33 protein-coding genes and 2 pseudogenes are annotated in these 26348 nt (G+C 68.5%); 15 read left to right on the forward strand and 20 right to left on the reverse strand.

Annotation, left to right across the window (positions count from 1 at the left end):
• Window positions 1-957: 957 nt before the first annotated feature.
• The gene (locus SNA_RS12355) at window positions 958-1164 is read left to right on the forward strand and encodes an antitoxin (protein ID WP_030068261.1); all 207 of its coding nucleotides are present in this window, start codon (window positions 958-960) and stop codon (window positions 1162-1164) included.
• The gene (locus SNA_RS12360) at window positions 1161-1475 is read left to right on the forward strand and encodes a YidB family protein (protein ID WP_051877411.1); all 315 of its coding nucleotides are present in this window, start codon (window positions 1161-1163) and stop codon (window positions 1473-1475) included. The genes SNA_RS12355 and SNA_RS12360 overlap by 4 nt, the downstream gene beginning before the upstream one ends.
• Before the next feature lie 370 nt (window positions 1476-1845).
• On the opposite strand, the gene SNA_RS12365 is transcribed toward SNA_RS12360, so the two are convergent.
• Window positions 1846-3450, reverse strand: coding sequence for an ISL3 family transposase (locus tag SNA_RS12365; protein ID WP_030068259.1), 1605 nt, complete (start codon window positions 3448-3450; stop codon window positions 1846-1848).
• A 96-nt stretch (window positions 3451-3546) separates the two neighbouring features.
• Window positions 3547-3879: a hypothetical protein gene (locus SNA_RS12370; RefSeq protein ID WP_241779620.1), complete on the reverse strand. Its 333-nt coding sequence runs from the start codon at window positions 3877-3879 to the stop codon at window positions 3547-3549.
• A 210-nt stretch (window positions 3880-4089) separates the two neighbouring features.
• Between SNA_RS12370 and SNA_RS12375 the strand changes: the two genes are divergently transcribed.
• Entirely contained in the window at window positions 4090-4509 is a 420-nt protein-coding gene (locus SNA_RS12375; RefSeq protein WP_030068257.1) for a hypothetical protein, read from the forward strand.
• A gap of 211 nt (window positions 4510-4720) precedes the next feature.
• Here the strand turns inward: SNA_RS12375 and SNA_RS12380 are convergent, their stop codons facing one another.
• The 6 genes from SNA_RS12380 to SNA_RS12405 all read right to left on the reverse strand — a co-directional run bounded on the left by SNA_RS12380 (window position 4721) and on the right by SNA_RS12405 (window position 8361).
• The gene (locus SNA_RS12380; protein ID WP_030068256.1) at window positions 4721-5320 is read right to left on the reverse strand and encodes a 2'-5' RNA ligase family protein; all 600 of its coding nucleotides are present in this window, start codon (window positions 5318-5320) and stop codon (window positions 4721-4723) included.
• Complete coding sequence (locus SNA_RS12385) at window positions 5320-5574, reverse strand: hypothetical protein (protein WP_030068255.1); 255 nt, start codon at window positions 5572-5574, stop codon at window positions 5320-5322. The genes SNA_RS12380 and SNA_RS12385 overlap by 1 nt, the downstream gene beginning before the upstream one ends.
• A gap of 344 nt (window positions 5575-5918) precedes the next feature.
• The gene (locus SNA_RS45135) at window positions 5919-6956 is read right to left on the reverse strand and encodes a helix-turn-helix domain-containing protein (protein ID WP_107070871.1); all 1038 of its coding nucleotides are present in this window, start codon (window positions 6954-6956) and stop codon (window positions 5919-5921) included.
• Complete coding sequence (locus tag SNA_RS12395; RefSeq protein WP_241779621.1) at window positions 6881-7087, reverse strand: hypothetical protein; 207 nt, start codon at window positions 7085-7087, stop codon at window positions 6881-6883. The genes SNA_RS45135 and SNA_RS12395 overlap by 76 nt, the downstream gene beginning before the upstream one ends.
• Before the next feature lie 573 nt (window positions 7088-7660).
• Entirely contained in the window at window positions 7661-7816 is a 156-nt protein-coding gene (locus tag SNA_RS42210; protein ID WP_157879893.1) for a hypothetical protein, read from the reverse strand.
• A 98-nt stretch (window positions 7817-7914) separates the two neighbouring features.
• Complete coding sequence (locus tag SNA_RS12405; RefSeq protein ID WP_157879894.1) at window positions 7915-8361, reverse strand: hypothetical protein; 447 nt, start codon at window positions 8359-8361, stop codon at window positions 7915-7917.
• 248 nt (window positions 8362-8609) lie between these two features.
• Here SNA_RS12405 and SNA_RS12410 point away from each other — a divergent pair, with 248 nt between their 5' ends.
• On the forward strand, window positions 8610-8912 hold the full coding sequence (locus SNA_RS12410; RefSeq protein WP_030068251.1) for a hypothetical protein: 303 nt from the start codon (window positions 8610-8612) through the stop codon (window positions 8910-8912).
• A gap of 295 nt (window positions 8913-9207) precedes the next feature.
• Here SNA_RS12410 and SNA_RS44700 read toward each other — a convergent pair whose 3' ends face one another.
• The 6 genes from SNA_RS44700 to SNA_RS12435 all read right to left on the reverse strand — a co-directional run bounded on the left by SNA_RS44700 (window position 9208) and on the right by SNA_RS12435 (window position 14085).
• Window positions 9208-9342 carry a hypothetical protein gene (locus SNA_RS44700; RefSeq protein ID WP_275042003.1) on the reverse strand — a complete coding sequence of 45 codons (135 nt, stop codon included), beginning with the start codon at window positions 9340-9342 and terminating at the stop codon, window positions 9208-9210.
• A gap of 179 nt (window positions 9343-9521) precedes the next feature.
• Window positions 9522-9980, reverse strand: coding sequence for a carboxymuconolactone decarboxylase family protein (locus tag SNA_RS12415; protein WP_030068250.1), 459 nt, complete (start codon window positions 9978-9980; stop codon window positions 9522-9524).
• Between the two features lie 118 nt (window positions 9981-10098).
• Window positions 10099-10554, reverse strand: coding sequence for a cupin domain-containing protein (locus tag SNA_RS12420; RefSeq protein ID WP_241779622.1), 456 nt, complete (start codon window positions 10552-10554; stop codon window positions 10099-10101).
• Between the two features lie 205 nt (window positions 10555-10759).
• Complete coding sequence (gene sigJ, locus SNA_RS12425) at window positions 10760-11650, reverse strand: RNA polymerase sigma factor SigJ (RefSeq protein WP_030068248.1); 891 nt, start codon at window positions 11648-11650, stop codon at window positions 10760-10762.
• A 366-nt stretch (window positions 11651-12016) separates the two neighbouring features.
• Window positions 12017-13201 (reverse strand): IS701 family transposase, encoded by a 1185-nt coding sequence (locus SNA_RS12430; protein WP_037791821.1) that lies wholly within the window; start codon window positions 13199-13201, stop codon window positions 12017-12019.
• A 113-nt stretch (window positions 13202-13314) separates the two neighbouring features.
• Entirely contained in the window at window positions 13315-14085 is a 771-nt protein-coding gene (locus SNA_RS12435) for a transposase family protein (protein WP_078969869.1), read from the reverse strand.
• 49 nt (window positions 14086-14134) lie between these two features.
• Between SNA_RS12435 and SNA_RS42215 the strand changes: the two genes are divergently transcribed.
• The 5 genes from SNA_RS42215 to SNA_RS12455 all read left to right on the forward strand — a co-directional run bounded on the left by SNA_RS42215 (window position 14135) and on the right by SNA_RS12455 (window position 16336).
• A complete protein-coding gene (locus SNA_RS42215; protein ID WP_157879895.1) occupies window positions 14135-14344 on the forward strand; it encodes a hypothetical protein in 210 nt (69 codons plus the stop codon).
• A 191-nt stretch (window positions 14345-14535) separates the two neighbouring features.
• Window positions 14536-14916: a hypothetical protein gene (locus tag SNA_RS12440; RefSeq protein WP_044364956.1), complete on the forward strand. Its 381-nt coding sequence runs from the start codon at window positions 14536-14538 to the stop codon at window positions 14914-14916.
• A 35-nt stretch (window positions 14917-14951) separates the two neighbouring features.
• On the forward strand, window positions 14952-15266 hold the full coding sequence (gene mihF / locus SNA_RS12445) for an integration host factor, actinobacterial type (RefSeq protein ID WP_044364958.1): 315 nt from the start codon (window positions 14952-14954) through the stop codon (window positions 15264-15266).
• 222 nt (window positions 15267-15488) lie between these two features.
• Window positions 15489-15854, forward strand: coding sequence for a hypothetical protein (locus tag SNA_RS12450; RefSeq protein WP_030073819.1), 366 nt, complete (start codon window positions 15489-15491; stop codon window positions 15852-15854).
• Window positions 15854-16336, forward strand: a complete 483-nt coding sequence (locus tag SNA_RS12455; protein ID WP_044364961.1) for a DUF6233 domain-containing protein — start codon at window positions 15854-15856, stop codon at window positions 16334-16336. Before SNA_RS12450 ends, SNA_RS12455 begins: the two co-directional genes overlap by 1 nt.
• Before the next feature lie 194 nt (window positions 16337-16530).
• On the opposite strand, the gene SNA_RS12460 is transcribed toward SNA_RS12455, so the two are convergent.
• On the reverse strand, window positions 16531-16797 hold the full coding sequence (locus tag SNA_RS12460) for a protealysin inhibitor emfourin (protein WP_030073822.1): 267 nt from the start codon (window positions 16795-16797) through the stop codon (window positions 16531-16533).
• A 29-nt stretch (window positions 16798-16826) separates the two neighbouring features.
• The gene (locus SNA_RS12465) at window positions 16827-17885 is read right to left on the reverse strand and encodes a M4 family metallopeptidase (protein ID WP_030073825.1); all 1059 of its coding nucleotides are present in this window, start codon (window positions 17883-17885) and stop codon (window positions 16827-16829) included.
• Between the two features lie 140 nt (window positions 17886-18025).
• On the opposite strand from SNA_RS12465, the pseudogene SNA_RS12470 reads away from it, so the two are divergent.
• A pseudogene (locus tag SNA_RS12470) lies at window positions 18026-18247 on the forward strand (IS5/IS1182 family transposase); the annotation flags it as partial.
• Between the two features lie 241 nt (window positions 18248-18488).
• Window positions 18489-18929, forward strand: a complete 441-nt coding sequence (locus tag SNA_RS12475; RefSeq protein ID WP_030067649.1) for a VOC family protein — start codon at window positions 18489-18491, stop codon at window positions 18927-18929.
• A gap of 237 nt (window positions 18930-19166) precedes the next feature.
• Here the strand turns inward: SNA_RS12475 and SNA_RS38260 are convergent, their stop codons facing one another.
• The gene (locus SNA_RS38260) at window positions 19167-19811 is read right to left on the reverse strand and encodes a DUF6518 family protein (RefSeq protein WP_030062793.1); all 645 of its coding nucleotides are present in this window, start codon (window positions 19809-19811) and stop codon (window positions 19167-19169) included.
• A 233-nt stretch (window positions 19812-20044) separates the two neighbouring features.
• On the opposite strand from SNA_RS38260, the pseudogene SNA_RS43165 reads away from it, so the two are divergent.
• Window positions 20045-20179: pseudogene (locus SNA_RS43165) on the forward strand (IS5/IS1182 family transposase); the annotation flags it as partial.
• Between the two features lie 109 nt (window positions 20180-20288).
• A complete protein-coding gene (locus tag SNA_RS41195) occupies window positions 20289-20687 on the forward strand; it encodes a transposase (RefSeq protein ID WP_157879896.1) in 399 nt (132 codons plus the stop codon).
• 371 nt (window positions 20688-21058) lie between these two features.
• Here the strand turns inward: SNA_RS41195 and SNA_RS12485 are convergent, their stop codons facing one another.
• Window positions 21059-21928: a 3-hydroxybutyryl-CoA dehydrogenase gene (locus tag SNA_RS12485; RefSeq protein WP_078969870.1), complete on the reverse strand. Its 870-nt coding sequence runs from the start codon at window positions 21926-21928 to the stop codon at window positions 21059-21061.
• A gap of 172 nt (window positions 21929-22100) precedes the next feature.
• Here SNA_RS12485 and SNA_RS12490 point away from each other — a divergent pair, with 172 nt between their 5' ends.
• A complete protein-coding gene (locus SNA_RS12490; RefSeq protein WP_030073930.1) occupies window positions 22101-23351 on the forward strand; it encodes a glycoside hydrolase family 10-like protein in 1251 nt (416 codons plus the stop codon).
• 42 nt (window positions 23352-23393) lie between these two features.
• On the opposite strand, the gene SNA_RS12495 is transcribed toward SNA_RS12490, so the two are convergent.
• A complete protein-coding gene (locus SNA_RS12495) occupies window positions 23394-23600 on the reverse strand; it encodes a DUF1918 domain-containing protein (protein WP_030073928.1) in 207 nt (68 codons plus the stop codon).
• 193 nt (window positions 23601-23793) lie between these two features.
• Window positions 23794-24789 (reverse strand): DMT family transporter, encoded by a 996-nt coding sequence (locus SNA_RS12500; protein ID WP_044364964.1) that lies wholly within the window; start codon window positions 24787-24789, stop codon window positions 23794-23796.
• Here SNA_RS12500 and SNA_RS12505 point away from each other — a divergent pair.
• Complete coding sequence (locus SNA_RS12505) at window positions 24788-26248, forward strand: aminotransferase-like domain-containing protein (RefSeq protein WP_063894078.1); 1461 nt, start codon at window positions 24788-24790, stop codon at window positions 26246-26248. The two genes, SNA_RS12500 and SNA_RS12505, sit on opposite strands and share 2 nt — an antisense overlap.
• Window positions 26249-26348: the final 100 nt, after the last annotated feature.

Raw genomic sequence — 26348 nt, forward strand, 5'->3', positions numbered from 1 at the left:
CGGTTGCCCTGAGCAACGCGTCCCCCCACGCCGCTTTCGCCTACGAATACCTGCCGCTATCTGTCCGTCTGCCTGCTCGGCGAATGTCTCTGCTGGCAGGATGGGATGAGGCGACGGAGGTGGGGGCTCTTGCGGTTAGACAGGCGGCGGATTCAAACAGCAGTCCTGAGCAACGCCGACTCCGACCAGCCGCTGGTGCCCCCGCTGGAGGCTATTGAGCTGGATGCCTTCCGCCGTCGATACGAGGAGGACTCGTTTTGGTGCGGGCTGTTGCTCGGCGGCTGCGGTGGCCAGCTGACGACCAAGCTCTACACGGATCGCGTCTGCCACTTCGCGCACAACCCGGGCCCGGCCGACCAGCCCCACGTGTGCGGACGCCGTTCCCGTGGCGTGGCCAGCGCCGACCACCTGTACGTGAAGTCCGCGGCCGCCAGCTGGCTGGAAGGCCGCAGGGAGCAGGCCCGCTTCGACTACGCCCGGCCCGACGGGGCGCCGATCGGCTCTGTCTGGGCTCGCGAGGGACGACCGCTGCCGCGAGGAGGCCGCCGTCCTGACACTCCTGGCTCAACTGCTGAATGTCGGCCGCACCAACCTGTCCAACCAGTTCCAGGACGGCCACCGGCTCCTGGACCTCCACCGCCTCGTCGTCACTCCGCTGCCCGGAAAACCGGCCCGCACACTCGCGCAACTCCGAGCCCGGATACCACTACACCACGCCCCCCCGACAGATCAACTCTGACAGTTATTCAGCCATAGGCCCTGCTGGCCGGCGAGCGGTGTCACATCCCCGATCGGACAAGGACTCGCCGCTGATTGATGGCGCATCACCTAACGGGTGAATTCTCCCTGAGCCCAGCTAAGCCGGGCAGGGAAGGTGTGACGATCACTGCTGGCTCCCTCGTCGCCGGCCGTCTCAGGGAAGCCCCGTGATCCGATCTGGAAGAGGAAGTGATGCCGATGTCGATGCTGGACAAGTTGAAGGGCCTGATCAAGAACCACCCAGATCAGGCCAGGCAGGGCGTTGAAAAGTCGGGAGACGCCTTCGACGCCAGGACCCAGAACAAGTACCAGAGCCAGGTGGACACAGCCCAGCAGAAGATCGGCGAGCAGCTTGGCGCGCTGGGCGAAAAGGCCACGGCCAAGGCGAAGGAGGGCTCCAAGTGAGTGCCGTCAACACGTCAGGGCTGGACCGCGAAGAGCTGGGGGCGTTCCTCCTCCTGCTCGCCGACGGAGGGCTCGCCGACCAGGTCGGCACCTGGATCAGCCCGGAGACCCCCAACGCGACCGTCACCGGAGGCGAGCTGATCGCCGCCGCTCCGGAGGGACTCCTCGCCGAGGCCGCCGACGCCGCCGGACTGGCCGCACGCGACTACGCCGACCAGCTCGCGCAGGAACTGCCCGACCTGGTCGACAAGGTGACCCCTGGGGGCGAGCTCGCTTCACAGAGCGAGTACGCGGCCCTGTACGGGACCTAAAGCGCCCCAAACACCGACCCGTTGGAACGACCGCGCAGTGGTGTTCACGCCCGTCGTCGCCGCGGTCGCGGTTCGTTCACCCCTGGCGACGACCGGGCTGGTCAGCACGACAGCTCGGCGCCGTCCGGGCCCGCGAGCGGGGCGGGCTCCGGCTCCGTGATCGTTCTCACCGGTAGCCACGGTTTCGTTGATTCCCGAGACCGGTACAGGCGCAAGATCTGACGCCGATGCTCCTAAATTCCCCCTCGTAAGAGCCGTCCGTGGCTCAGCGTTCGATTTTCTGGGCACGCTGGACCGCCTCCCGAAGTCGTGAACATCTGCTGTTCGTTCTCGGGTTCTGGCTCAACAACTGTGGAGCCGGCACTGTCCGTCACGACAGGAGGACTCGTTTCCGGAGGAGTTGGAATCCGGCTCGGCCGAACATTTGGCGCTTGAGCATCTTGATCCGGTTGACGTGGCCTTCGACGACGCCCGAGTTCCAGGGAAGCGTGAGGCCGGCGATGACGGCTTGACGGTCGCGGTCGATGCCTGCGGCGAGGGTGTGGAGACTGGGAAGGTCGTCTTGCCGGACGGCGTCGAGCCACTGCGGGAGCCGTTCGCCTTGGCGCTCGGTGAGCATGGTCGCGAAGGATCGGACGTGTCCGGTGAGGGCCTCCAGTTCGGGGCATTGAGCAAGGACCGTCTTGAGCCGTAACTGCTCGATTTCGGTGAGGGTTTCGGGGCGGCTGAGGATCCACTTGGAGACCGTTCGGGGTGACGGTGGCTTTGCCGTCACCGGTTGCGGTGACGTGCGCTTTTTCCTGATGTAGGCGCTGACGATCCCGTAGGTGCCCTTGTAGCCGAGCGGCACGATCTCTTCCCATAGCTTCCAGGCGTTGGTGCAGCCCGCGTTCCAGCGGTCGTCCAGGTAGGGCTTGTACTCGTCGAGGACGGAGGTTCGGTTGTTCTGCCACTGCCCGCGGAAGAGGTCTTCCGGCTTGGGGGCATCGGCGAGGCTTTTGACCGTGCGGTGCGTCATGTGCAGTTGGCGGCCGATGGATCGGCGGCTGTGGCCGGCTTCCAGCAGCGCGTGAACGGTGGCGTGTCTGGTTCGGATCCGGTCGGCGAACCGGTGACCGGTTGGCCACGGCGAGCTGGAAGCCTCCTCGGGTGGTGTGGGTTCGGGGGAGGTCCGGGGAGCTGGTTCAGGCACCAGGACTCGCAGGCACCCGCGGTGCTGGGCGACGCTCCGCTCGGTGGCTTCGCCCAGGTTGTGCCATAAATGCCACCTGTCTGCGACTTGGATCGCTTGAGGTGCTCCGGTGGCGGCGCCTTCCGCGAAGAACGGCGCGCGGTCGCGGCATACGACCTCGATCCCCGGCCGCTCGGCCAGCCACGCGGCCAGGCTCGAAGCCTCACGGTCAGGCAGCAGGTCCACCGGTCGCCGTGTCTCAACATCGACCAGCACGGTTCCGTAGACCCGGCCCTTGCGCGTCGCATACTCGTCGACGCCGACCACCCGCGGGGCCGGTGATTCCGGTTCGGGAAGGGCCGAGACCATCCGAAGTACCGTGCTGCGGCTGACAGAGACCCCGAAGACGCCAGCCATGCGGGCGCCGGCCCGGCCTGCGAGCGCGAGGCCGACAGCGGCCAACGTTGACCGCAACCCCTCGGTCCACCGGCCGAACCGCCGGGTCAGCCCCGACACCTGCTCGACGAAGGTCCGCCGATCACACGACGGGTTCCCGCACATGAATCGGCGGACCTCGAGACACAGCACCACGCGTCTTCCCGCGCTGGGTGAATCGGCGGGAAACCGCAGGTAGGACCCATGCACCCGGCTCGACCGGTCGCCGCAACCCGGGCATACGGCCCCGACAGCTGTGCAGCAGGCTTCGATACGTACCGTCTCGTTGTTCACGTCTACCGACAGCACCGCGACATCCGCGATCGACGGGAACAGCAGCTCCTCCAGCCGGAGCACCACATCTTCCACGAGCCGGAACTGTCAGCCCCACCAGGCTCGGGGCTGATCATTTTCGGGCAACTTCTGGGAGGCGGGAGGGAGACCACGGCGACCGTCACCCGTCACTCAGAGTGGCGGCTCCACAGTTGTTGAGCCAGAACCCGTTCTCGTGAACAAAGCCAGGCCGACGATGGGCAGCTGGCAGGCGGTGGCGACGTCGTGGGTCTCCCAGGCGAGGACAACCTCGTCCGCGTCGGCCGCTGCGGCGATGTTCGCGAGCTCCGCGATGCCGGTGAGCGCGTCCTCGCCGACCTTGAGCGGACGGACCCAGATCAGGCCGACCAGCTCGCCGCGCACCAGCGGCATGATGACCGGGCGCGGCGCCGTGCCCTCGCCCAGCCCGGCGGTGTACGCGTTCTTCACCACGTCGACCAGTGCGTCCCACATCCGTGCTTCCACGGAAGCCCCCTCCGTCTGCCGTTTCCGATCACTGTCGACCCTGCCACGGGGCTGATGCCATGTCAGCGGGATGATCAGCCAGCTCCCGAAACCGTGATGCCGGGGGGAGGGGCACAGTCTCAGACGGTGGTCGTCTGCTCGATGCCGGCGCTGCCGTGCAGGCCAAAGCCATGCGTTCCCTGCACTGAGGTCGGGCCTTACGGTGAAGGTATGACACAGAGCGGCGGGGCGGCTGAGCAGCTCGCGGAAACGATCAGGGGGCTTCATATGGGGGAGTTGGAACGACCGGAGGCCGTTAGGCCGGGGGATGTGTGGCATGTCCCGGTCGGTCGCATCGTGGAGTGGGAACCCGATGAGATCAACATCCGGCTCAATGAGCTCCATGCGGAATCACCGGGTCTGCTGGAGCTGGATGGGTATCGGCCGATCTTGACCGAGACGGTTGTCGCCTGCCCGTCGTGCTCCAACGATGAGCGGCTGACGATCCGCGGTGTATGGGGGGAACCGGCAGAGTACGTGTGCCCGTGTGGACACGAGTGGCCGTGCCGTGCGCGGTTGCTCCAGGAGGCCATCGTCAGCACGCTGAGCCAGCACGGCCCGGACAGTATCCGGCGAAGCGACGCCTCTTAGCTGCGGTGTCTCTGGAGCTTGGCTCCACGAAGCTCTCGAACGCTGGCTGCTGTGGAGGGTGCCGCGGGCCCTGGCCGAGGTAGAGCAGGACCAGGCTGTACGGATGCTGGGCAAGTTCAGAGTGGGCGTCCACGCGGACGGCGACGGGCCGGAGGCGTGTGATCACTATGGTGTTGGCGGCTGCTTCGTCATCAGGTCTGGGCCTGGGTCGTCAGGCGCCGAGACGGAACTCCTCAAGGACGCCCCAGGTGTAGTAGCCGGCCGCCGGGTCCTGGTGCAGGTTGACGAGGTGCACTCGGTCGATGGTGATATCGACACGCGCTGGCCGCAGCGCTCGAAGGGCCCGGTTGAGCCTGCGGTCATCGAATTCTTCGCGGGCATACGCGAGCGTGCTGTGAGCCCAGAACCGTGACTCCGCAGGCCGCATGGCGATCCCGGGTATGCGGGCCGCCGCCCGCCGCACCCGTCTGTTGAGCTCCGTCATGCCGTCCTCGGGATAGACAGCCGCCGTGACAGCGGTGACCCCCGGCCAGACCGGGCCGATTTGGACCGAGAAGGGCTCCATTTCACGCAGCTCGTCCCGGGCCGCAGCCTTCAGCTCATCCAACTGCCCCGCAGAGACCCGGTGGTGAATCCCCTGGATCGTGGCGTGCAGCCACTCACCCGGAATGACGCCGAGCGGGTGCTGCTCAAGCAGATCGCGGTGAGCGCGGGCGTATGCCTGGTATGCGGGGTGCTCCCTGAGCAGGACCAGGAAATGCGGATACGGTCCATCCCGCCACAGCTTTGCGTCGGAGAAGAACGTCTCCATCAGCTGTCATCAGGCTGTACCGCAGCGACCTTGGTCCACATCTCGGCAAGCTCAAGTGCCTGTCGCAGATCGATCTGAGCATCGAGGTGGTCCAGCAGCCACCGGTGCCACTCGGTTCCGGATCCGGGCCCGGCGTTGCTGAGCTCCCTGGCCTCCTCCCACTCCCTGCGCGTGAGCCTCAAGTTGCTAGCGACGCGCGCCCAGTTGTATGCCTGCAGCGCTGCGTGCGTGCGACGATTTGCGGGCTCGGGCATTGGTCCCCCTTGGCAACTGGTGACCTCACCCTACCCACCCCCGCAGCGCAGCACCGCGGCACCAACGCCCGCGCCGAGCGTCGCCGTCATCCCCGACGCCGCCCACGCAGCCGCACTGCGCCGGGTCCGATCCGAACGTGCGGGCGTAGGGTCTGGCGAGGCGGTGCACCAGGCGCTCGCGAAGACGGCATGAGCGAACGACGGCCAGTACGGGCCGTGATGGTGAGCTGCCGGTTTGACCGGGCAGGCGCCTATCTGCGTATACATCCCGCCGGGGGCTTTCTCGCATACATGACGCTCCATGCGAGCCGGAAAGAAGCCGCGCTTGCGGTTGCTCGGGTAGTTCAGCAGGAGCCGCAGACGATGGACGGTCCATCTACGACAAACGTCACACGCTCCCCACTCTTCCCGCAGGATATGCAGCTTCCCCCGTAGAGCAGGTCCGACAGCCGCACTCGCTGCGCCGATCCACAGCTGGAGCACCTGACAGTCCAAGGGGTGCCGAACCCCTGGTACGCCTCCAAGGGCTTGAACCCTGCGGTCCGCGCCAGCGCGATTGCCCGCCGGGACGAGACCCGCCCAGACTCGTCCGCGAAGGGCGTCTCGAGCTGCGTCACGGTCGGTTCCGTCCTGCGTTCGAGGTCGAGGTTTTGGAGGGCGCGTCGCCACGCTTCCATCCAGGGTCGCCACTCGGACGAGGGGACTCCGCAGGCGAAGAGGAATGCCTGCAGCTGCTCTCGGCTGCTTGGTGTCTTCTGACGGCTCAGGAGGCGCTGTGCAGTCGATCGCGACAGTGTTCCGTATTCCTTGGCTCGGGCCTCCGCCCGTAGTTCCATAACCCGGACGGGAGGGGCTCCGTGGCGTTCGTGTTCGGCGACCATGGCGGCGGCGAGATCCGCGAAGTCGCGTACCAGGTCCGGTTTGGGGGCCTCGGCGGCGCCTGGGCGGCGTCGGGAGCGTCGTCGGGCCTCGGCCCACGCTTCCTGCCACAGCCGGCCGACGAGAGTGGCGCTCCGTCCGCAGGCGCGGCCGTAGGCCATGGCGACCTGACGGGTCGGCAGCCGCTCGCCTGCTGCTGCCCTTTGCAAGGTGGTGGGGTGGTAGCCGGTACGGCGCCCCAGGTCTGCGTAGGTCAGTCCTCGCAGGGTGCGGCCCTCACGCAGGCACTGGGCGAGTCGTCCGAGGGCCCCGTCGGGGAAGGGGATGGGGTTTTCCGGTCGGCCTGGGGGCCGAGCCGGGGATATGCCGGGGCTGGTGCGGCGTGCCGGCCCCCGTGTCGTCTTCGCGCGATGAGTCACGGCCTGCCTCAGTCGGCGGGGAGCAGGACTGCAGGCAGCGCGCGAAGCACAGCGTGGAAAACTCGCCGGGGCGGCAGAGCCCACAGCCCCACGACAGCCACCGCGACGAGCCCGGCGCCTGCCAGCAGCGACAGGACCTCCGCAGGCGGCATGCCGTAGCCGGCCAAGGCGCCCGCCAGCACCAGAACCACGATGATCACGACGGCTTCGTCCACACGCAGCCTTCGGCGGAAAGGCTGGGCGGCACAGGGGAGAGGTAAGCGACGGTAGGGCACGACGACTCCTTGGGCCGGTGTCCGGCAGCCTCAGGCCGCCGGACACCGCTTCATTGGCTCCAACTCTGTTACGCACTGTGGGTGTTGGTGTCACCCGCAGTGCGCAGCATCGTGCCAGGACACGCCCTGGACGCGTGACCATTGATGCACGAGCGTCACAATGCAGAAAATTTGTCGATGCCCTCTGGGACAGGCGCATCAATCCTGCCCCGGTGAGCCGCACTGCACTGACCTCGGGTTCCCCGGAGAGCAGCGAATATCCGCTGGCGAAAATCGCGAACCAAGTCCCTGGTTCCTGCAGCCTTGACCCGATTTTCGTTGTCACCGAACGAACCGCCTGCGACGATCCCTGACATCGCCCCTGACATTGGCTCCAACCACACCAGGGACAGCATGATCACGATTGGTGCGTGAGACTGCAACACGAGCCGGTACCGCTTGGCGGTACCGGCTCATGTGCATTCCAGCTGAAGTTTCAACGCCTTCCGGGCAGGGGCGCTCAGAACCCCGTCGCTACGCCGGTTCGTAGCTGACCGGTACGTCGGGGCACTCGGCGGCCAGTTGGCGCAGGGCGTCCTGTTCGGTGCGGTCGGCGGTCAGGCCCCACCGGAGCTTGGTGCCGATCCAGTCGGCGAGGTATGTGCAGCGGGCCTCAGCAGCCGGAGGCATCCACTGCGCCGGAGCGCTTGTCCGCGATATCGGATGGGCGGGATGGGCCGGGCGAATTTCGCTCTCGGACAACCGCGCCGCGACGCGAAGCCGTCGGTTCAAGAGCACCTTCTCAGCCCCGTCGACGCGGCCTGGGCCGCCCAGCTGGTCAAAATGTCGATCGCCGGATCCGTCTGGCCACGGGCGATGCCGCGGCTCATCCCACCCCACGGGCCGTCGGCGGGCCAGGTGCGCGTCAGCCACACCCACGTCGACACCACTGGATTGTCCATGTCCACGGTCGCCGGGTCGATGTCCGTCGCCTGCGCCAGCTCCTCGCCGAGCAGGATGGCGGCCAGCCTCCGCACGTTGGCGGGGCCCCTGCCCAGATGCCACAGGAGATGTCCGGTTGGCACCGGAGCTGAATCCTCGACGCCTTCGCCGAGGGCGGTCAGCGCGATGGCGATGATGGCGCGCACACCGGTGTAGTCCCAGCTGTCGTCGACGACCGGCTGGTCCAGTGCGGCCAGCTCCCCCGCCTGCCCGTACGCCTGCTCCCACCCCATGTCCGTCTCCTCCATCGTCAGCCCCGGCATCCCGTGCCGGCGGCCACGCTATCGGGACGTCCAGCACCGCCGTACGACGGGGATTGTGCTGATGAGAAGGATCGGGCGGCGGCTTCGCCGTTGTGGCACGCGAGGGGATAGCGCAGACCTGTGCGGCACCGCGAGGATGGGCAAGGCATTCAGTCGGCAGGAGGGGCGCAGATGGACACGGCGCAGTATGAGACGCGGACCGCTGCGGGGGTGACAGCGTGACCGGGTTCCCCGGGCCCCGGCCGATAAGCGGTGATGCTGTCCGGCTCATTACCGGCTCCGTCTCGGTGACCATCACCGGGAGCATCACGTCCCAGGGCATCCTGCGCGACGGCTGTGGCGTTCTTGAGCTCACGTTGCCGGATGCCGACCCGCAGCAGCGGCGTGACCTGGAGCGGGCCAAGTGGTACCAGTACGAGCTGTACCGTGGCGGCGCGTTGCTCTACTCGTCTCCGCAACTGAGACTCAGTTCGACTCGGAGGGTGAAGGACGGGGCTCTGGTGGTGACCGGATCTCCCTGACCGGCTGAGGCAGTGTTCTCACGGCAGCCGGGGTTCTGCACTGGCCGGACTTCGTCCTGGTGCTCGACGACGGCCGCCAGGTCGAGCGTCACGCCAGCCGTCACCGTCGGCCTGCGTGACGCTTCCCGGCCGTGGATACGGGTGACCACTCCGTCTCCCACATTCCTGGTGGGGGACGACTGTCCGGCTGTGCACTTGTGTACCAAACCCCGCGTTTTCCCTGGTGGACGCGCTCAGCTGTGTACCTATGTACTTGTGTACTGGGCGCCTCGGACGTGACGGGCTGGGGCGCGGCTCAGCGCCGCCCGACCGGCCCCGGCGGCGGGGCGGCAAGCGCGGCGTTCAGCACGGTGCCCAGCAACTCCCACAGCTGCTGCCCGGCCTCGGAGTCCGCGACTGAAGCCGGACGGAGCGCGATGGCGCACTGCATGAGGGTAGGGGCGAACTGCCCGCCGGCCGGACCGGATCGGCCGGCATCAACGGCTCGATCCGGTCCCACATGGCATCAGCGATCACTAATCGGACGGACACATCCGATCAACTGACTTACCGACCAAGAGACACGCGTTAGGCCGTGACGCGTTCTCGTCGCCGGTGTCACTGTCGGGGTCAGCTCTCGACGGGGTACCGGCTGGTGATCGCGAGGCGGTTGAATGCGTTCATCAGGATGGCCAGCCAGATGATGGCCGAGATCTGGTCTTCGGTAAGCACGGCCGCGGCGGCGTTGTAGTCCTCGTCGCTGACGTGTCCGTCCGACACGCGTGTGACGGCCTCGGTGAGGCGGAGGGCGGCGCGTTCGGTCTCGGAGAAGTAGCTGGTCTCTTCCCATCCGGGCAGTACGGCGATCCGGTCGGGGTTTTCGCCCATCTGGAGGGCATCGCGGGTGTGCATGCGCAGGCAGAACGCGCAGCCGTTGATCTGGGAGGCGCGGATCTTCAGCAGCTCGACCAGGAGCGGGTCGAGACCCACTGCGGCAGCGGTCTCCTGCACCTCTGTCGACAGGGCGGTGAGGGACTTGTAGGCGGCCGGGTGCTGCTTGGCGATGTTGACGCGGTGGGAGTCGTTCATGGTTCCTTCTTTGGTTCGTGTGACCTGCGTCGCGCCCTTCGGGCACGACCAGGAGGCCGAAGTGTGTTCTGGGAGAGACAGAGTGCGCAGAGAGGGGCCGCCCGCTGCGTATCCCCGACTAGGACTTCGGGTCGTCGGTCTTGAGTGCGTCTCCGGGGTTGGCAATGAAGACGACGAGAAGCTTGGCCGGCTTGGTCGTGCTGGTGTTCTCGGCTTGGACGTGGTGGGCGCCCGGCGGCTCGACCCAGTTCTCGCCCTGGTGGTAGGTGGTGGTGGGCTGGCCTTCGAGCTTGCTGCGTACGCTGCCTTCGAGGACGTATGCGTAGGCGAATGCCTGGCCGTGCCGGTGTGGTACCGCGCGGGCGTTGGGCGGGAAGTCGACGATCGCCGTGGTGAAGGTCTTGCCCTTCACGTTCGGAAGGTCCTGCTGGAGCAGGGGTTTGAGGGAATCGCTGGGGTGCTTCGATGCGACGGTCGCGGCCGAGGCATGGGCGTGGGCGGCTGGGGTCGAGTTGCTGCAGGCCGTGGCCGCGGCCAACGTGGCAACCGCCAGGAGGCCACTGGCTATCCGCATTTTGATCATGATGGGGCAGGTCCTTGCTCGGGAGGAGCGACTCGAGTGCGCGGTCCGTTCACAGGGCTCGCAGCGACTCGTTGTGGGGAAGGCGCAGCAGGTGGATGTGTGCCGTTGCGCACGATCGATCTCACCTCCGCGTCCTCCGTCGCACGGTTTTGCGTTCTCACCAAGGAGACGAGGTAGCCCCTGCGGGTGTGACAGCTCAGAGGCGCACGAGTTTGTCGGGGTTGATGACCCTGCGGTACGCGGTGATCAGACCGTCCGTGATCTGGACCGTGTCCACGGAGTGGACCCGGCCTTCGCGGTAGAACACCAGGGCGAGCTCGCCGCCGACCTCGGCGAAGTCGATGCGGTCCGGGTGCCACTGGCGCCCGACACGCGCCATGACCTCGGCGACGCGCTCGCCGCCGCGGATGAGCTTGCGTGCCGCGAAGGCCTTGCCGCCGCCGTCGGTGACGAAGACGGCGTCCGGGTGCAGGAGCCTGACCAGGCCGGCCAGGTCCCCGGCCTCGTACGCGGCGCGGAAAACCGCGAGGACGCGTTCGCGCTCCGCCTTCGACGCCTGCGGCATGGACTGCTTCGCCTTGGCCACCCGCCGTCGCGCCCGCGAGGCGAGCTGCCGGGCACCCGGCACGGAAACGTCCAGTACTTCGGCGATCTTGCCGAACTCGAGACCGAAGACATCGTGCAGGACGAAAGCCACCCGCTCCGGCGGGCTCAGCTCTTCCATGATCAGCAGCATCGCCGAGCTGACGGACTCATCGACGAGTACCGGCTGCGACGCGTCCGGACCCGTCAGCAGCGGCTCCGGCAGCCACGGCCCGACATAGCTCTCCCGACGGACACGGGCACTCTTGAGAATGTCGTACGACCGCCGCGCGGCCACCGTCACCAGCCAAGCCCGCAGGTCACCGATGTCCCGCAGATCCGCTCCGGCCGCCCGCAACCACACATCCTGGGTCACGTCCTCGGCATCGGCCACACTCCCCAGCAGCCGGTACGCCGCACCGAAGACCGCGGGCCGATGACTCTCCCATCCGGCGCCGAGCGAGTCCTCCTGCTCAGACCGTCCAGGCCCGTGCCCGTCACTCATACAGATCGCAACCTCCTCCAGCCCGCCGATCCAGCGTAACCATTCGAACCTGGCCTCTCTCCGCGCGCACACCGAGCGCAGTCCCGCACCCTTGAGCGGTGCAGCAACCGGCTCAAGCAGCGGCGCGGCCTGGCCACACGAGCCGATGCCACCGCCTACCGCTTCCTCATCTGGACCGGACGCTGACCAAAGAGACAGGCCCTAATACTGCAACGGTGTTTGTGTTGATGGGTGGGCAGTTTTATGGGCTGTGTCCGCGTCGTGTGTAGTGACTGATGCGGGCTTGGTGTTGTCGTTTTCGGCGCCAGTGTGACCAGTGCAGGATGTGGTCGACGGGTGTGGGTTGGCGGTTGGTGAGGCGAGTGATCAGGCGTCTGATCTCGGCGAGGCTGAGGTGGATGAGCTGGGAGGATCCGTTTCTGCTTTCCCGGCATCGAGTTCACGGGCCCGCAGGACGGTCAGGCAGGCGTGTGCTGCCATGGCCAGGGTGATGTGGCGGTGCCAGCCCGGGTAGCGGCGGACCTGGTAGTCGTCCAGGCCGCACTCCTGCTTCGCGGTCTGGAAGCATTCCTCGACGGCCCATCGGCTGCCGGCGATATGGATCAACTCGTCCAGGGTGGTGCCGGCCGGGCAGTAGGCGATGTAGTAGGAGATCTCCTCGGGCCGCCTGACGCTGCGACGGGCAACGACCCAGTGTCGGCGGTCCTCGCGGTGCCAGGGACGGACTTCGACACGAGCCCAGTCGAACACCCGCATCCCGTGAGCACCGTTCCCGCAGGAGCGGCGTTTCCACTTCTGCCGTGGCAGGCCGGTGAACAGGTCGTGGACGGGGTGGTCCAGGGCCCAGCGGGTGACCACCGTGTCGTGGCGGGTGGTGGCCATGACGTGGAAGACGTCGGCCTGTTCCAGCTCATAGCGCCAGCCCTTGCTGAATCCATAGGCGGCATCCGCGGTCACCCACCTAAACGGGATCTTGTCCGCGATCGCGCGGCGGACCATCTTCTTGGCCATGACGACCTTGGTCTCGAAGCCGACCGCGTCATCGATACCGGCCCTGCGGCAGCGTTCGCGGTCGTCCGTCCAGGAGGTGGGCAGATACAACCGGCGGTCGATCAGCGTCCGGCCACCGCCGGCTGCATAGGCGAGGAAGACGCCGACCTGGCAGTTCTCCGTCCGCCCCGCTGTTCCCGAGTACTGCCGCTGCACCCCTGCCGAAAGGGTCCCCTTCTTCAGGAAACCGGTGTCGTCCACGATGAGAACCGCCTCGGGGTCGCCGAGGTTCTCCATGACGTAGTCGCGCACATCGTCGAGGACCTCATCGGCTTCCCACTCGATCCGGTTCAACAGCCGATGGATACGGTCCGGAGCAGCGTGACCGGCCTGTTCGGCCAGTGTCCAGCCGTTCTTCCGCTCCAGTGGAGCGATCAGTCCCCGTATATAGGCAAGCGCCGACTCCCGCGGCTCCGATCTGGAAAACCGATGCACGAACCGCTCGTGCACAGCGTCCAGTTCATCGGCCCACACCCTGACATCAGCAAGGTCCCCACCCATGAACAGACCAACGACCTGCCTGGCCAACCGTCACGGCAAACACCGTTGCAGTACTAAAGCGTGTTGCAGAAGGCTGTGATCAAGCAGGTCAGGGCTGGGTTTGACGGTCTTCGTCAGGCAGCCAGGGCCAGGTTGTGCATATGGGCGACAGCCTGGACCGCGTGATGGAGGCCGTTGCCGTGTTGCCGGCAGTCGCGGAGGATCTTGTAGTGCTTCATGCGGGCGAAGGTGTGCTCGACGCGGGTTCTCACGTGCCGGTGCTCGGCATTGTCGGTTTCCTCGCCGGGTAGCAGTGGCCGTCCAGGGCGTTTGCGGTGCGGGACGACGAGGCCGGTATTGATGTACGCGCCGTCTCCGAGCACGGTCACGCCCGCGGCGTGCTGGGCCAGGCCGGACTCCCGCCACACACGGGCGTCGGCCCTGTTGCCCGGAACGGGACGAGCGGCGGCGATCACCAGCCTCGTGTCCGCGTCGATGATGACCTGCACGTTCGCCGAGAACCGGTAGTTGCGGGAGGAAGCACCGACGCGTCGGTCCCGGACCGGGATCAATGTGCCGTCCACAATCCACAGCCGTTCCGCCGCGTCGGCGGGACGCGTTGCCAGCTCGAGGGCAAGGAGAGGACTCAGCCGCTGGATGACTCGACACACGGTTGCCGGGGAACAGCCGAACAGCGGCGCGAGCTGCCGCATCGTGAGGTTCGTGCGGTAGTACACGGCCACCAACAGCACCCTGTCCGCAAGCGGTAGACACCAGGGCCGACCGCCACCAGGGCCGTTTCCGCCCCGCTCCCGCACTACCTTCAACAACCGCTCGAACTGCCGCATCCGCAACCCGGTGAACGTCTCCACCCACAACGACTCAGCCCTCAGCACCCCACCCATACAGGGAAAATGCCCAGATCACAGCCTTCTGCAACACGCTTTAGTCGCGGTGGAGGATGTCGAGTACGTCGAGGATGTGTCCGGTGTCGCGTACGACGCGGAACAGCTCGGAGATGTGCACGGTGTCGCTTGGCCGCGCGTACGTGAGCAGCTCGCCGAACTTCGGCTGCTGAAGCGGGTGGAGGCGACTGGAGGTGCGGCCTCCTCCTCGAATGTCACCGGGTCCTCGATCCCGGCCTCGGCGAGGACGAAATTCTGACGGTCGGTCGACTGCTGGTCGGTCGACACCCGCTTGTAGACCAGGTTGGCCATGCTCGTCATTCGATCGATTAACGACAGGCCGGGGGCCACCCATTCGGGCTGGTCTGATCCTGCTCGCGTTAGCTGGTTCCGGCTGCGGGCATCAAATTCGTGTCGTCAAGATCAGTTTGCACGCGGAGGAGGATGCGGATGGGTGGCGGATCGTTCGGCGGGCCCGGTCAGGCGGTCGACCAGGTCACTGGGCCGGTACCGGAGGTGTTTGGCACTCCTGTCGACGCGGTGGTCCAAGGCGCAGACGACCGACTGGCAGAGCAGGAGGCCAAGGACCTGACCGAGCGAGCCATGGCCGTCATGGCGAAGGTCCTGGACTGCGACGTCGACGCCCTGCGGCCCGAGGCGGACCTCATCGAGGTCCTGGGTGCGGACGAGGAAACACTCGCCATCCTGGCCTGGCACCTGGAGACGGTGCTGGAACTGGACGGCCTCGTCGAAGAAACGGACGACTGGCAGACGGTCGGCAGCGTGCTGTTCGACATCGGAGAGCTGGCCGCCGGACTCACCTCTGCCTGACCCCGCCTCACCCGCCATCAACCAGGGAGAATCCTATGACTCTGCCCACCATGACCGCCGAACAACGCAGCGCTGCGCTGGCGAAGGCCGCCACCGTCCGCAAGGCCAGGACGGAACTGATCGAACAGGTCCGTAAGGGCAGGGTGTCGATGGCCGAAGTGCTGAAGAGGGCCGATAAGGAAGACCTCGTCAAAAAGACCAAGCTCGCGGCGATTATCAAGGCGCTGCCAGGGATCGGCCCGGTGAAGGCCGCCAAGCTTATGGACGAGGCCGAGATCCCCGCTGATCGCCGCATCGGCGGACTGGGCTCCAGGCAGCGCGCAGCCCTGCTGGAAGCCCTTAAGCACTGAGCCCCCAAGCGCAGGACACAGGGGCAGCCAGGTGCCTGGGCGGGGAGTGTGACGGCCCCCTCGCCCAGGCACCCGGCAGTGCTGTGCCAGGTCCGTCCGCTCACCGGGTCACGAAGGGGCCCCTACCCCGGCGGCACCATCACGCAGCCTGGCCGGGTGAATCAAGCAGACACGGGTAGCACCACGACCAGGCAATCGAACATGTGCGCGTATTCTTTGGGTGTGGCCAAGACACCCAACGCTTTCGACTTCCCGCGCGATTTGCTGGACGCGCAGGGGGAGCTGCACAAGGTCCGCTCAGAGCTGTCCGCCCTCTACAAGCGGCTGCCGTGGTCGGTCGAACCCCTGCCCGGCTGGACGCACACCAAGGAGGGCGGCCGCTCCTACGAATCTTCGCGGCCCGATTCCCCGGGATGGACAGAAGAGCAGAAAGCGCAGGTAGATGCGCTGCGAGCCCGTCAGATGGAACTCGTCGACCACATCTTCCCCCACCCCTTCTGGGCTACGTGCGATGACCCGGTCACCGCACGCTCCGCGCTCAAGCACGTCCACGATGACGAGGCAGCGGATACCGCCTCGGCCCAGTGATGGACGACGCACGCGAGGACCCGCAGGGCGCCTCGGCCCCACGGGCGGAGGTCACCCTCCCCGACGGCCAGCGCCTCACAGCGCCGGTCACCCGTCGGCGCCGGGACCGCTCCGGCACGTGGTGGTACGACCTCCAGATCGAACTTCCCGACCGGTCCGAGGACCGCCGCCACGGGCCGACTCTCACCTCCCGCACGATCACGATCTGCGCGCCCCACCCCGTGGTGCAGCCGATACCGGGGGAGGACTACAGCAGCCTCGACCCGCCTCCGCCCGAGAAACGCAAGCAGTGGCGTCTGTCCCCGCCCCCGGCCCAGGACAGCCGGGCAGATGCCTACCTCCACCGCCTCGACTGCGCCCAGGCGCAGTCGGCCGGCGGCATGCTGACGGACCGCGAGGCGCTCGCAGCACTCGCCGGACCGGACGTCACGGTGCCGTGTCCGGTGTGCCGCCCAGATGCTGTGTTGCGGCACCGCCGCTGATGCGCGAACCGCTCAGGCCGGCTCGGCGGCGGTCAGTCGGCGGGCGATTCGCCCGGCCGTTTCCTGTGCTGTCCCGGAGGGGCTCCCCACACGCCTAGCGTGCGACCTCCAACCTTGACCACCTCGGAGAGCTGGCTGGTCAGGCGCGTGGTGCGGCGCTGATGATGGACGGCTCCGCCTGCCCCGGAAGAGGGTCACGCGCCTTCGCGGAGCACCGTGCGGATCAGCTCGTGCTGGTCCTCGGTGAGGTGCGGGTCCGCGAGGTGGACCTTGCGGTTGTCGACTGTGATTTCGTACTGGAAGCCGTCGGGGACACCGCGGGCGGGGGAGTCGTGGCCCGGGGCGAGGGCGCGGCGGGCCAGGGTCTGGAGATGCGTGGCGTCGGGTCGGCCGGAGGTGTCCAGTTGGGCCCGACGCTCGATGCCGGCGAACCCGCCGGTACGGGTGATGACGATCCGCATGCCGCCATTGTTGCCCGGTACGGGCCGGGTTACGAGGCCGGGACCCCCACCTGGGACCAGGCTTTGAGCACCGCCTTGGTCTCGTCGCCGTCGCCGAACAGGTTCGTGGCCGTGGCCGCGGTCAGCCGGGCGAACGCGGCGAAGTCGGCGTCGGGGGCCAGGCTGCCGTCGGCCAGTGTCGTGTACCAGATCTTGCCCGCGCGTTCCCACGCGTGGCCGCCCAGGGCGGTGGCGAGGAGGTAGAAGGCGTGGTTTGGGATGCCGGAGTTGATGTGGACACCGCCGTTGTCGCGCGGTGTTTTGACGTAGTCGTCCATGGTGGCGGGCTGGGGGTCCTTGCCCATCTGGGGGTTGTCGTAGGCGGTTCCGGGGGCCTTCAGGGAGCGCAGGGCCGCGCCGCTGAGGCCGGGGCCCAGCAGGCCCGCGCCGATCAGCCAGTCGGCCTGATCGGCGGTCTGGCCGAGGGAGTACTGCTTGATCAGCGAACCGAAGACATCCGAGACCGACTCGTTGAGGGCGCCGGACTGACCGTAGTACTCGAGGTTCGCGGTGTACTGGGTCACGCCGTGGGTCAGTTCGTGGCCGATGACGTCGATGCAGTTGGTGAAGTCGAGGAACATGGTGCCGTCCCCGTCGCCGATGACCATCTGATCGCCGTCCCAGAAGGCGTTGTCGTACTTGTCGCCGTAGTGCACGGAGGCGTTCAGCGGCATGCCCGTGCCGTCGATGGAGCAGCGTTTGTAGACCTTGAGGTAGAAGTCGAAGGTGGCGCCGAGCGCGGTGTAGGCACGGTTGACCGCGGGATCCTTGCAGGGGGTGGCGCCCTCGGTGTGGACCTCGCTGCCGGGCAGGGTCGTCACGTGATGGGCGTCGTAGATGGTGCGGTTCGGGTTGTCCGAGGCGGCGGCGGGGGTGGTCGGGGGCAGACCGCGGGCGGCGGCGACCCGACGCCGGGTGCGAAGGAGGCCATCGTGCTCGAGGGCGCGGCGCGCGGGCTCGTGGTGCAGGGGATCCTCAGACTCCGCGAGCCTGTCGAAGATGTGCGGGGGAATGATCGTGCAGAAGACCGGTTCAGCCGATGCGCTCATGACGTGCAATGTGACACCGGACACCGGAGCTGACACTCCTTTGTGCGGCGATTAATGAAATCGAGTGATTGGTATCCGTTTGGGTGGCGAAGCTTCCGCATCCCGCATTCTGATACGGGGCAGTGCGAGCGCACGGGTGTCGGGGTGAGAAGGCGCCGATCCAGGCGAGCCAGCGGTGGCACATCGAGCGCACCCACGCCTGGCAGAACGCCTTCCACCGGCTCGCCCGATGCTACGAGCGCCGCGCCGCCGTCATTGACGCCTTCTTCGACCTCGCCGATACGATCATCACCGTCCGTAGCCTGCTCCGCAGGGCGTGGACGACCCACCACTGGGACGGACCTCCGAACCGCCGCCCCTGATCACACGCCTATCTGCGCGACCTCTAACGGAGCGGTGTTTGCGCCCCACGTCGAACGACGGGCGGCGGGAAGAAGCCCCCAGCGGTGGCGCCTGGCCCGCGGGTCTGCTGTAGCGATGCTGAGGCGCGATCCAGATTTATCGGAGTTCGGCGGTCTGCGGATGTCGAGAACGTGCCACCGGCTCCGTCCCGGGGACATCAGCGGCCACCGCCGGCCGCACGAGGAAGAAGGAGAAGCCAGCATGGCGATTCAGCGGATGGACAACGTCGGCATCGTCGTCGAGGACATGGATGCCGCCATCGCGTTCTTCGTGGAACTCGGTATGGAGCTGGAGGGCAGGGTGGAGGTCGAGGGCCTCTTCGCCGACCAGTGCACCGGACTCGACGGCGTCCGCTGTGACATCGCGATGGTCCGGACCCCGGACGGTCACAGCCGGCTCGAGCTGGCGAAGTACCGCAGCCCCGCGGTGATCAGCGCCGGGCCGCGCAACCGGCCGCACAACATTCTGGGCACGCACCGCGTCATGTTCGCCGTCGACGACATCGAGGACACCGTTGCCCGTCTGCGCCCTCACGGCGCCGAACTCGTCGGCGAGATCGCCCGGTTCGAGGACAGCTATCTGCTCTGCTACCTCCGCGGCCCGGAGGGCATCATCGTCGGACTGGCCGAGCAACTGCGCTGAGAAGGAGGAACCGAACCCTGCAGCCGATCGGCGCTGAAGAGGTCGTTTTCTCCCGTTGTTTCATTCCGGAATGCGGATTTCATCGGGTGTTATCGGGGCGTGCCGGTGAGGCGGCGGGGCGAATACGTACCGGACAGCATCGAACTCGTCGGCGGCGGCACTGGGACGGCGCGCGCTCCTGGTCAGCATCTTTCCAGGCGGAAAGGAGTTGCCGTGCTGGCCCCGGCGGTGGGGCCTTCACGCGGAGAAGTTCTGGAAGGGAAGCTCAACGGCCGTGTAGGCGAGGAGCGAGAAGGCGGCAGCGGCCACCAAGGTCAGCGCCCGCTCCTTGTGGCCGCGAGCCATCACCAGCGGCACCAGGAGGAAGACCGCCAGGCAGGCCCATGCCTGGGCGGCGTAATGCAAGGTCCACGCATAGTGGATGCCCTCCATGCCGAAAACGCCCGCGAGCGCGGCCAACCCGGTCACACGGTGCCGCGCGGTGCGGCCTCGCCGCCACCAGGCGCCCGCGACACCGAAAAGAGGTCCAGCGATCAAGGCCATGGCCAGCCAGAAGAGCGGGAACGTGAGGCCCCCCATGCCGTCCCGCCCGAATTCCGCGTAGCCGTAGTACCCGACGACCAGGCCGACCTCGGCGCACAGGCCGGCCACAGCCACCACGCGCAGGGACGCCCGCCCGGCCAGCAAGGCGCCGGCGACGAACGCAACGACGGACCAGACGGCGCCGGAATTGGGGATCTGATCCCAGGGGCTGGGCAGGAAGCCCTGGGCGAGATTGGTGAGAATTCCGAGAGCGAGCCCTCCGCCCAGCGCCCCCACCGTCGCGTGGGTCCACTTCGCGACCGTGACAGGAGCGGCTGCGGGGGAAAGTATCTGGTTCATAGAAGCGATCCTCGCTGCTGGCCGTGGATGCCAACAATGCGTACACATACGCTTTATCTGCAAATCGTGACATTGGGTGGCGAACGTGTGCGCATCATCACTCTGTGCATTCTCAGGAATGGTGTATCCCGGCTGGGCCGGGGCCGAGATCATCCCGGCGCCCGTAGCCCGCTCGGGGCGGGGCGGCTCGGCGTGCGGCAGCTGACCGCCCGGACGAACCAGTCCGGGACGCTCGGTTTCTGGCCGACTGCGCGTATTCCTCACGTGCCATCCGCAGCCACCTGAGGCGCCGGGGCATCCGTGCGGTCATCCCGCAGCCGTCCGTCCAAGTCGGCCACCGACTGCGGCGAGGCCGACCTGGCCACCGATGAATCGCCCTGGCCGTCGTAGATGCGCCTGCCGCTCTCGCAGCGGGACGCAAGTGACTGGTGTGACGATTCAGCCGTTTGGGAGAGTGTGAGTGTTCGACCGTGGATTGTGGACGATGACCTCTGGGCGCTGATCGAGCCGATGCTGCCGCCCTGGCCACAGAAGGCATCCCGTCCGAAGCCAGTGGATGACCGGTTGTGCCTGCAGGGCATCCTGTGCGTGCTCTACAACGACGTCAGCTGGCAACTGCTGCCGCTGGAGCTGGGGTTCGGCTCCGGACAGACCTGCTGGCGCCGACTGGGCCGGTGGCACGAGGTCAGCGTCTTCGAGAAGCTGCACCACACCCTGCTCGCCGAGCAGAAACGCATCAAATGCCCCCCTTCGCGCGGGTCACGCTGCCGCACCACTTTCGCAGGAGAACGCAAGAGCCCTCGGCCCGAGCTAGGGCTTCTGCCTTCAAGGAGACAGCCCCTAGAGGCGGCCCCCGATAGTAGGTGGAAGGTGTGACTGGACTGGACCGCGTCAGTCGGCAGAGGGTGGACGCCTGCTGTCCCGTAGGGGCGAGAGCCATCCTCAATCAGGGACTCCCAGGGATTTTTCAGGGACTTGCAGTTCTGTCTCAGGGACATTCCAGGGACTTTCCATTGAGTAAGCGAGAAAGGTCCCGACAGCCGTGAAAGAAGCAAAGCTCCAGGTCAGGGCTGTTTCCTGCCAGCTGATCGCGCTCGCCAGGCTGTATCAGGCCACACTGGCTCGGCCGGCTGCGTGGCTGGGGGCGACGGGGCGGCGTGAGCCGTCCGAGCGCGGCATCGCTGTTGGCGCTGCTCCGGGGTGAACTCCCCCTGAAGCAGCGCCACTTGGCAGGTCCGCCGCACCCCCTAGTAGGGGTAGAACCCCGACCCCGACTTGCGGCCGAGCCGCCCCGCGTCCACCATCCGCGCGAGCAGCGGGGGAGCGGCGTACAGGGGCTCCTTGTACTCCTCGTACATGGAGGCGGCGACCGAGGCCACGGTGTCCAGGCCGATCAGGTCCGAGAGTTTGAGCGGGCCCATCGGGTGGGCGCAGCCCAGTTCCATGCCGTTGTCGATGTCCTCGCGGCTGGCGATGCCCGACTCGAACATCCGGATTGCGGAGAGGAGATACGGGATCAGCAGGGCGTTGACGACGAAGCCGGAGCGGTCCTGGGCGCGGATGGCGCGTTTGCCCAGGACGTCGTGGACCAGGGCTTCGGCGCGCTTGATGGTCTCGTCGCCGGTGGTCAGGGCGGGGATCAGCTCCACCAGCTTCTGCACCGGGGCGGGGTTGAAGAAGTGGATGCCGATGACCTGGTCGGGGCGGGAGGTGGCGACCGCCAGCTTCACCAGGGGGATGGAGGAGGTGTTGGACGCCAGGATGGCGTCCTGGCGGGTGACGACCTGGTCGAGGACCTGGAAGATCTCCGTTTTGACCTGCTCGTTCTCCACCACGGCCTCGATGACCAGATCGCGGTCGGCGAACTCGCCGAGGTCGGTGGTGAAATTCAGCCGGCCGAGCGTGGCATCGCGTTCCGCGGGCGTGATCTTGCCGCGTTCGGCGGCCTTCTCGAGCGAGTTGGTCAGGCGGGTGCGGCCCAGTTCCAGGGCTTCGCCGGTGGTCTCGGCGACCATCACATCCAGCCCGGCGCGGGCGCACACCTCGGCGATGCCGGCGCCCATCTGGCCGCAGCCGACCACGCCGACGCGTGCGATGTCGGTGAAAGTGTCGCTCACCTCGTGCCTTTCGCTGATCTTCGGGACCCTGCGGTACGCCGTAAGGGTCCGACGCCCGCTTCGGCCCCGACGTTACTCCGCGCGGCGGCGTGCCACCGGCGCCGGGGCGGGCATCCTGAGCCCTCAGGACGGGACAAAGGGAGCAATCCCGTGTCTTTTCATGAGAGGGATCATGAGACGGATCACACAACGGATCACCCGGCGGGGATTCGCGGCGGGCGTGCTCGGCGCGGCGTCGTCCCTGCTCGCCCCGGGCGGCGGGATCCTCGCGGCACAGGCGGCGGGTCCGCCGGCCCGGGCGCGGCGGACCGGGGTGCGCGGCATGTGGCTGGCCACCGTCGCCAATCTCGACTGGCCCACCCGGCCGGGCCTTTCCCCCGCCCAGCAGCGGCGCCAGCTGCTCGACCTCTTCGACGCGGCCGTCGAACGCCGGCTGAACACGGTGTTCTTCCAGGTACGGTCCGCCGCCGACGCCCTGTGGCCCTCGCGGTACGAGCCATGGGCGCAGTCCCTGACGGGCGAACAGGGCAAGAACCCGGGCTGGGACCCGCTGGGCTTCGCGGTGAGTGAGGCGCACCGGCGCGATCTGGAGCTGCACGCCTGGTTCAACCCGTACCGGATCTCCAACCACGCCGAGGCCGCCCGGCTGGCGCCCGGCCATCCCGCCCGCCGGCATCCGGACTGGGTGATCCCCTACGGCGGCCGGCTCTACTACGACCCCGGCCTGCCCGAAGTCCGCGGTTTCGTGCAGGAGGCGATGCTGGACGCGGTGCGCGGCTACCCCGTCGACGGGGTGCACTTCGACGACTACTTCTATCCGTATCCCGTGGCCAAGCAGCGCTTCTGCGACGATGCGGCCTTCAAGAAGCACGGCGCGGGCTTCGCGGACCGGGCGAGCTGGCGGCGGGACAACGTCGACCGGATGGTGCGGGAGATGAAGGAGAGGGTCGCCGGGGTGGGACGGCCGGTGCGGTTCGGCGTCAGCCCGTCGGCGATCTGGCGCAACAAATCCACCGATTCCTCGGGCTCGGACACCCACGGGCTCCAGGCGTACGACTCCCTGTACGCCGACACCCGCCGCTGGGTGCGCGAGGGGTGGATCGACTACATCGTGCCGCAGACGTACTGGAACATCGGCTTCCCGGCGGCCGACTACGCCAAGCTCGTGCCCTGGTGGGCGCAGACCGTCACCGGCACCGGCGTGGACCTCTACATCGGCGAGGCCCTCTACCGGGCGGGCGATCCGGCGCAGCAAACGGCCTGGCAGGATCCGGCCGAGCTCTCCCGGCACCTGACACTCGCGCGCCGCTACCGGCAGGTCGGCGGGCATGTCTTCTTCTCGGCGCGGGATGTGGTGCACGACCGGGCCGGCGCGCTGGCCCGGGTCGTACGGGACCACTACGGCGGCGCGGTGCGGCCGTAGTGGCCGGTGGCCGGTGACGGGCCCCGGTGTCGTCGGAGCGCGTCAGCGGCCGGTGATGTCGGTGGCCTTGTCGTGCTGGACGACGCAGTCGGGGCCGGGGGACATGATCGATTCATGCCCGTCCTCGGCGCGGACGCGGTAGGGCGGTTCGCCGTTCGTGCCCAGTACCTCGACGATTTCCACGGCGTGATCGTGCTGCCCGACGATTCTGCCGTGCACGACCAGCCGGTCGCCCCTGCTTGCGTGCATCAGAGGTCCTCCCGCTTCGGGCGGCCGCGGACCGGGGGCGGCCGACGGTGCACTCCGGCCGGACGGTTGCGCGACCAAGGGTTTGCCTGCTTGACGGGCCGGGTGACGGTCCGGACGGCGCTACGTGCCATCGCGGCAAGTTTACGTCCGCGGGCCGCTCGCGCATCCGGCAGCGGCTGCCGGATGCGCTGCGTCAGCCGCGGGTCCGCTGGGTGACCGCGATGCACACCAGCACCGCCACCGCCGCGACGGGCGCCCCCGGCGGCAGGTGCTCGCCCAGCAGCAGCACCGACCACACCAGGGTCAGCAGCGGCTGGGCGAGCTGGAGCTGGCTGGCCTTGGACACGCCGATGGCCGCCATACCGCGGTACCAGACCACCAGCCCCAGGAACTGTGAGCCGAACGCCAGCCACAGCAGACCGCACACCGCGTGCACGGTCAGCCGCAGCGGTTCGCCCGCCAGCGCCACCGCCGCCCCCACCGACGTCAGCGGCAGGGCCAGCACCAGCGCCCAGCCGATCACCTGCCAGCCCGGCATACGGCGGGCCAGCCGGGCGCCCTCGGTGTATCCGGCCGCGCACACCAGCAGCGCCGCGAACAGGAGCAGATCGCCGGTGCCGGGCGCCCCGCCGCTCTGCTGCACCGCGAAGCCGATGACGACGACGGCGCCGGCCAGCGAGGCGATCCAGAAGGTGCGCGAGGGCCGCGCCCCGGTCCGTACGGCGGAGAAGGCGGCGGTGGTCAGCGGCAGCAGGCCGACCACCACGGCCGCATGCGAGGTGGTGGAGGTCTGAAGGGCCAGCGTCGTCAGCAGCGGGAAGCCGAGGACCACACCGCCCGCCACGACGGCGATGCCCGCCCAGTGGCGCCGCTCGGGCACCCGCACCCGCAGGACGAGCAGACAGCCGCCGGCGAGGACGGCCGCGAGCACGCTGCGCAGCATCACCACCGTCCACGGGCCCATGCCCTCCAGGGCCCAGGCCGTGCCGGGGAAGGTGAGGGAGAAGGCGGCGACGCCGAGCGCGGCGAGCAGGGCGCCGCGGGCCGGGGCGGCCGGGCGCGCCGGGGGGACGTCGGCGGCGGCCGCTGCGGGGGTGGTGGAGGCGGTGGCCGGTGCGGTGCCGGTGCCCTCGACCGCTATCCGTTCCGCTATCCGTTCCTGGGTGATAGCGCTATCGTTATGTCTCATGCATGAGCGTAGCAGTGTTGCTGAGCTGGCCGCGAGCCTCCGTGATGAGCTGAACCGCTACTCACCCGGAGAGAAGCTCCCGTCGAGCCGCGCCCTGATCGAGCGGCACCGCGTGAGCCCGGTGACCGTCTCCCGGGCGCTGGCCGAGCTCGTCGCCGAGGGCCTGGTCGTCACCCGGCCCGGCGCCGGCGCCTTTCGCGCCACACCGCGCCCCGAGGCCCCGCGCCCCGCCGACACCTCCTGGCAGGAGATCGCCCTGAGCGCCGAACCGGGCGGCGACCAGGTGCCCCGCAGCGTCGACGCCACCGGCGTGCTGGCCACCCTCGCCGCCCCCGCCCCCGGCGTCATCGAACTCCACAGCGGCTATCTCCACCCCGACCTCCAGCCCGAACGCGCCCTCGCCGGAGCGCTCGCCCGCGCCGGACGGCGGCCCGGCGCCTGGAACCGCCCGCCGGTCGAGGGCGTCACCGAGCTACGCGCCTGGTTCGCCCGGGAGATCGGCGGCCCCGGCGGCGCGCTCGCCACCAGCGACGTCCTGGTCACCGCCGGCGGCCAGAGCGCGCTGACCTGCGCCCTGCGCGCGGTCGCCGCGCCCGGCGCACCGGTCCTGGTCGAATCCCCGACCTACCCCGGCATGCTGGCCGCCGCCCGCGCCTCCGGCCTGCGCCCGGTCCCCGTACCGGTCGATGCGGACGGCGTGCGCACCGACCTCCTCGCCGACGCCTTCCGGGCCAGCGGGGCGCGGCTGTTCGTGTGCCAGCCGCTGTTCCAGAACCCGACGGGCACGGTGCTGGCGGCCGAGCGGCGGCGCGAGGTGCTGCGGGTGGCCCGCGCGGCCGGGGCGTTCGTGGTGGAGGACGACTTCGCCCGGCGCCTGGTCCACGACGGCGCGCCCGCCCTTCCGCCGACCCTGATGGCGGACGACCACGACGGCACCGTCGTCCATGTCTGCTCGCTGACCAAGGCCACCTCGCCCAGCCTGCGGGTGGGCGCCCTGGCGGCCCGCGGCCCGGTCCTCGACCGGCTGCGCGCCATCCAGGTCGTCGACAGCTTCTTCGTCCCCGGACCGCTCCAGGAGGCCGCCGTCGAACTGGTCGGCTCGCCCGCCTGGGCCCGTCATCTGCGGATGATCGCCGGCGAACTGGCGGTCCGCCGGGACACCCTGCTCGCCGCCCTGCACCGCCATCTGCCCGCCCTCGCCGGCAGCGCCCTGTTCGTCCCGCCCGGCGGCTACCACCTGTGGGTGCGCCTCCCGGACGGCACCGACGAGGCCGCGCTGACCGGAGCGGCCCTGCGCGCCGGCGTCGCCGTCGCCGGCGGCCGCCCCTACTTCGCCGCCGAACCGCCCGCCCCGCACCTCCGGCTGAGCTTCGCGTCCGCGTCCGGCGCCGCCGAACTCACCGAAGGGGCGCGGCGGCTGCGCCGGGCCTGCGACGAGCTGGGCATCGCGGTGGGGTGAGCCAGGCGGGGCCGCCGGTCCGACGCGAAGCGGGGCCGCCGGTTCGCTGCGTGCGGAGCCACCGGTTCGACGCCTGCCGGGGCCGCCGGTCCCGCGCCCC

The sequence above is a fragment of the Streptomyces natalensis ATCC 27448 genome, assembly GCF_000935125.1.
GTDB lineage: Bacteria > Actinomycetota > Actinomycetes > Streptomycetales > Streptomycetaceae > Streptomyces > Streptomyces natalensis.

What these genes read in the sequence shown, in the direction of transcription:
- SNA_RS12435 (WP_078969869.1), bottom strand. Translation starts at nt 14,085, where the DNA reads ATGGGTGGGGTGCTGAGGGCTGAGTCGTTGTGGGTGGAGACGTTCACC.
- SNA_RS12495 (WP_030073928.1), bottom strand. Translation starts at nt 23,600, where the DNA reads ATGCACGCAAGCAGGGGCGACCGGCTGGTCGTGCACGGCAGAATCGTC.
- SNA_RS12355 (WP_030068261.1), top strand. Translation starts at nt 958, where the DNA reads ATGTCGATGCTGGACAAGTTGAAGGGCCTGATCAAGAACCACCCAGAT.
- SNA_RS44700 (WP_275042003.1), bottom strand. Translation starts at nt 9,342, where the DNA reads ATGCAGTGCGCCATCGCGCTCCGTCCGGCTTCAGTCGCGGACTCCGAG.
- SNA_RS12505 (WP_063894078.1), top strand. Translation starts at nt 24,788, where the DNA reads ATGCATGAGCGTAGCAGTGTTGCTGAGCTGGCCGCGAGCCTCCGTGAT.
- SNA_RS12420 (WP_241779622.1), bottom strand. Translation starts at nt 10,554, where the DNA reads ATGCGGATAGCCAGTGGCCTCCTGGCGGTTGCCACGTTGGCCGCGGCC.
- SNA_RS12415 (WP_030068250.1), bottom strand. Translation starts at nt 9,980, where the DNA reads ATGAACGACTCCCACCGCGTCAACATCGCCAAGCAGCACCCGGCCGCC.
- SNA_RS12465 (WP_030073825.1), bottom strand. Translation starts at nt 17,885, where the DNA reads ATGAGCGCATCGGCTGAACCGGTCTTCTGCACGATCATTCCCCCGCAC.
- sigJ (WP_030068248.1), bottom strand. Translation starts at nt 11,650, where the DNA reads ATGAGTGACGGGCACGGGCCTGGACGGTCTGAGCAGGAGGACTCGCTC.
- SNA_RS12380 (WP_030068256.1), bottom strand. Translation starts at nt 5,320, where the DNA reads ATGGAGACGTTCTTCTCCGACGCAAAGCTGTGGCGGGATGGACCGTAT.
- SNA_RS12500 (WP_044364964.1), bottom strand. Translation starts at nt 24,789, where the DNA reads ATGAGACATAACGATAGCGCTATCACCCAGGAACGGATAGCGGAACGG.
- mihF (WP_044364958.1), top strand. Translation starts at nt 14,952, where the DNA reads ATGACTCTGCCCACCATGACCGCCGAACAACGCAGCGCTGCGCTGGCG.
- SNA_RS12475 (WP_030067649.1), top strand. Translation starts at nt 18,489, where the DNA reads ATGGCGATTCAGCGGATGGACAACGTCGGCATCGTCGTCGAGGACATG.
- SNA_RS12375 (WP_030068257.1), top strand. Translation starts at nt 4,090, where the DNA reads ATGACACAGAGCGGCGGGGCGGCTGAGCAGCTCGCGGAAACGATCAGG.
- SNA_RS12405 (WP_157879894.1), bottom strand. Translation starts at nt 8,361, where the DNA reads ATGGGGTGGGAGCAGGCGTACGGGCAGGCGGGGGAGCTGGCCGCACTG.
- SNA_RS12430 (WP_037791821.1), bottom strand. Translation starts at nt 13,201, where the DNA reads ATGGGTGGGGACCTTGCTGATGTCAGGGTGTGGGCCGATGAACTGGAC.
- SNA_RS12455 (WP_044364961.1), top strand. Translation starts at nt 15,854, where the DNA reads ATGGACGACGCACGCGAGGACCCGCAGGGCGCCTCGGCCCCACGGGCG.
- SNA_RS38260 (WP_030062793.1), bottom strand. Translation starts at nt 19,811, where the DNA reads ATGAACCAGATACTTTCCCCCGCAGCCGCTCCTGTCACGGTCGCGAAG.
- SNA_RS12460 (WP_030073822.1), bottom strand. Translation starts at nt 16,797, where the DNA reads ATGCGGATCGTCATCACCCGTACCGGCGGGTTCGCCGGCATCGAGCGT.
- SNA_RS12490 (WP_030073930.1), top strand. Translation starts at nt 22,101, where the DNA reads ATGAGACGGATCACACAACGGATCACCCGGCGGGGATTCGCGGCGGGC.
- SNA_RS42210 (WP_157879893.1), bottom strand. Translation starts at nt 7,816, where the DNA reads ATGCCTCCGGCTGCTGAGGCCCGCTGCACATACCTCGCCGACTGGATC.
- SNA_RS12385 (WP_030068255.1), bottom strand. Translation starts at nt 5,574, where the DNA reads ATGCCCGAGCCCGCAAATCGTCGCACGCACGCAGCGCTGCAGGCATAC.
- SNA_RS12440 (WP_044364956.1), top strand. Translation starts at nt 14,536, where the DNA reads ATGGGTGGCGGATCGTTCGGCGGGCCCGGTCAGGCGGTCGACCAGGTC.